At 73.9% G+C, this 3,463-nt stretch carries 3 protein-coding genes; 1 reads left to right on the top strand and 2 read right to left on the bottom strand.

The genetic code is table 11. The annotated features are described in order from the left end of the window. The first annotated feature begins 282 nt into the window (after positions 1-282). The gene (locus ADY01_RS34140; RefSeq protein WP_234320525.1) at positions 283-804 is read left to right on the top strand and encodes a dihydrofolate reductase family protein; all 522 of its coding nucleotides are present in this window, start codon (positions 283-285) and stop codon (positions 802-804) included. Here ADY01_RS34140 and ADY01_RS34135 read toward each other — a convergent pair. Together ADY01_RS34135 and ADY01_RS34130 are read right to left on the bottom strand one after the other, a co-directional pair. Next, entirely contained in the window at positions 794-1,756 is a 963-nt protein-coding gene (locus ADY01_RS34135; protein WP_234320524.1) for an NAD(P)/FAD-dependent oxidoreductase, read from the bottom strand. The two genes, ADY01_RS34140 and ADY01_RS34135, sit on opposite strands and share 11 nt — an antisense overlap. A 158-nt stretch (positions 1,757-1,914) precedes the next feature. After that, positions 1,915-3,414 (bottom strand): GxGYxYP domain-containing protein, encoded by a 1,500-nt coding sequence (locus ADY01_RS34130; protein ID WP_049580655.1) that lies wholly within the window; start codon positions 3,412-3,414, stop codon positions 1,915-1,917. Between the last annotated feature and the right edge of the window lie 49 nt (positions 3,415-3,463).

Here is a 3,463-nt window from a genome sequence, read left to right as displayed (position 1 = left end):
GAGGCCGGCGGGTGGCGCGCGGATCATGGGCGGCTCCATGTTCGAAATGGCGAACGCCATTCGGTATATGGAGCGGACCGTAGGCGAGGCACCCTGGGTCGTCAACCCCTCGCGCTACGGCGCCCGTTGGCCCGCCGACCGGTGAGGCCGCGCGCGGCGCGTCCCCCACCTCTCCCGCTTCGCTCTCCGCGCCGGCGATGAATTCCCGCTCCCCGCGCGGTCGGAGAGGGCAGACACCGGTGCGAGGGCACCGGCGCGCCGGAGGTGGAGCACGGGCTCGGCGTGGGGGGCGAGGCGATCCACGACTGGGCGATGGGCCGCAGGACCGACGCCGACGTCAAGGTCCTGGACGACGCCGTCGCGGACAGCGGGGCGGTGGTGATGGGGCGCCGCCTGTTCGACATCGTCGACGGGCCCCACGGCTGGAGCGACGACGTCGGCTACGGCGGTGTGCGGGACCAGTCGAGTCCCCCGCCGTACTTCGTCGTCACCCACCGGCCCCCGGCGACGCGGCGGCTCTCCGGCGACTTCACGTTCGTCACCGGCGGCGTGGCCGAGGCCGTCGAGCGGGCCAGGGCGGCGGCGGGGGACGGGAACGTGGTGGTGATGGGCGGGGCGAGCGTCTGCGACCAGTGCGTGGCGGCGGGGCTCGCCGACGAGCTCCGCATCCACGTGGCCCCCGTGCTGCTCGGCGGCGGCACCCGCCTCTTCGACCACCTCGGGACCGGAACCGTCCCCCTGGAGGCCCTCGACGTGATCACCACCCCCAGCGCCACGCACCTCTTCTACCGGGTCATCCGGTGAGAGCCCCGGCCTCCGCCTCCCCGCGGTGACGGGACGCGACGGCCGCCGCGATCTCCTCCTCCACCAGGTCGTGGTTGAGGGCGAACGCCGCCCCGGCGCCCGCGCTCGCCGCCGTGATCAGCGCGGCGAAGGGGTCGGCGGCGTTGCCCACCGCCCAGACCCCGGGGACGCTGGTGCGGCCCGCGGGGTCGGTGACCACGGCGCCGTTCCCGTCCTTCTCGCAGCCGAGGCCCGTCAGCAGCGCGTCGTTCGGCACCATGCGCGGGGCGAGGAACACGGCGTCGCGCCGCACCACGCGGCCCCCCGCCAGTTCGACGCCGCGCAGGCGGTCGTCCTCGACCACCAGCCGGGCGACCTCGCCCTCCGCCACGCCGATCTCGCGCGCGGCCAGCCGCTCCCCGTCCTCGTCCGTCAGCGCGAAGGTGTGCGGGAAGAAGACGACATCGGCCGACCACTGCCGCACCAGCAGCGCGTGGTGCACCGAGAGCGGATGGGTGCCGAGCACCCCCAGCGGCGCGTCGCGCACCTCGTAGCCGTGGCAGTACGGGCAGTGCATCACATCCAGGCCCCAGCGCTCGCGGGCGCCGGGGACGGGGGGCAGCTCGTCGCGCAGCCCGGTGGCCACCAGCACATGGCGTGCCCTCAGCGACGGTCCCTGGGCCAGGCTGACGACGAGGCCGGGGTCGGCGCGTTCCACATGGGTCACGCGCCCCTCGAACACCTCCACTCCGTAACGCGCCACCTCCGCGCGCCCCACCGCCAGCAGCTCGGCCGGGGGCATCCCGTCGCGCGAGAGGAAGCCGTGCAGGTGCGCGGCGGGCGCGTTGCGCGGCTCTCCCGCGTCCACCACCGCCACCCGGCGTCTGGCCCGGCCCAGCACCAGCGCGGCGTTCAGCCCGGCCGGGCCCCCGCCGACCACCACGACGTCGTACGCGTACTCCTGATCGTTCACAGCGATCACCTCCGCCGCCAGGGTGCGAGGGCCCCGCGCGAGTGGCAACTCCCGTTGCCATTTCTGGGACGGGATGCCCGGGGCGGGACGGGACGGCCGGGGCGGGCCGGGCCGCTCCGCCGGAGACGGCCCCCCTCCCCGGGCCGCCCACGGGAGCCTCAACTCGCCTGTGCCTGCGCCTGCTTGACGAGGGCGAAGAACTGCTCGCCGCGTACCGCCCTGAAGCGGTCGTCCAGTTCGGCGATGACCGGGGCGGCGAGGGTCGGCGTCATGTCCCAGGCGGCCAGGAAGATCGTGGCGAAGACCGGGCGCGTGCCGTCCGCCGCGTCGAATTCCGCCGCCGCGTTGGCCAGGCCCGCGCGCAACTCCGCCTGGTTCAGCGCCATGCGGGAGCGGCCGATGGGGACGCCCGCGACGATGGGCTGTTCGGTCTCCCAGCCCGACCAGTTCTGGAAGAGGCCGGCGGGCGCCATGCCGTTGGCGTAGGAGCGGACCGACGCCTCGGTGAGGGGTTCGTAGACGCTGTCCAGCCGGTTGATGATGACCGTGGAGTCGATGCCCAGCGCCTCGCAGTAACGGGCCGTGCGCGCCACGAAGCCGTCGAACGTCGCGGTGGGGTAGGCGCTGGGGAAGATGTAGCCGAGCCCCGAAGGGCCGCTCACCAGCGAGTCGTTGGGCGTCGCGGTGCGCTGGAAGTAGGCGTGGAGCGCGGGCGCGGCGTCCAGGATCTCCGGCGGCACCGGCCAGTTGATGGGGATGTCGCCGCGCGCCGGGTCGTCCCAGAGTTGGCGCATCTTGTGCTGCGCGTACTGGAGGTTGTCGCCGTCGCTGAACACGAGGGTGACATAGATCCTGTTCTCCAGCGGCGGTGTCGGCGGCCGGTCGGGGGTCCGGTCCACGGGGGTGCGGATGCCGCCCCAGACGGTGAGGTTCTGCGCGGTGTCCGCCGCCAGCACATGGACGCTGCGACGCGACAGCAGCTCGACGGTCGGGCTCTCATAGGGAACGTCCGGGGTGTCGCCGCGCAGCCAGCCGATGTACGGGGCGTGGGTGGGCAGTTCGTCGCCCAGCCGCTCGATGAGGGCCCGCTGCGCCGGGTCGTGGTAGTCGAGCCACACCATCAGCGCGCGGTTGGCGATGGAGTAGTCCCGCAGGTAGGCCGTCAGGGACGTCTTCATGCTGCACACCATGCGCCGCTCGGTGCGCGGCCACAGGGTGTCGATCTGCCAGGTGGAGGCCGCGAGGTCGTCCGCGAACCGGCCGCGCAGGTCCTCCACCACCGGCAGCCCGAGGTCGGCCGCCGTCGCCGCGCTGGTGATCACCGCGTCCTCCAGGCCCGCCAGGGTGGTGGCGACGCTGACGGTCTGCGGCACGGCCGGGTCCGGGATGATGGCGCCGGTGATCTCCGAGCGGAAGCGCTCGACCACCTGGCGCAGCGGGAGCGGGTCGCCGTGGGGGACGCCGAGTTCGGACATCCAGGTGGTCTTGCCCTCGCCGACGTCGGCCAGCAGGTAGACGCGCGGGGTCGTGCGGTTGACGATGCCCTGGAGGCTGATCAGCGTCAGCTGCTCCGGCGGCGCCAGTCCGGACAGGTCCGCGGTGACCAGGCTGGTCGGCGCGGCGAAACGGGGCAGGGCCTGGGTGGCGGGCCAGCTCACACCCGCCGCCGCGGCGGGTGAGGGTTCTTATACACATCTGACGCTGCCG

The organism is Streptomyces sp. SBT349, assembly GCF_001083795.1.
Classification (GTDB): domain Bacteria; phylum Actinomycetota; class Actinomycetes; order Streptomycetales; family Streptomycetaceae; genus Streptomyces.
This window is presented reverse-complemented; position numbering and strand designations above follow the sequence as displayed.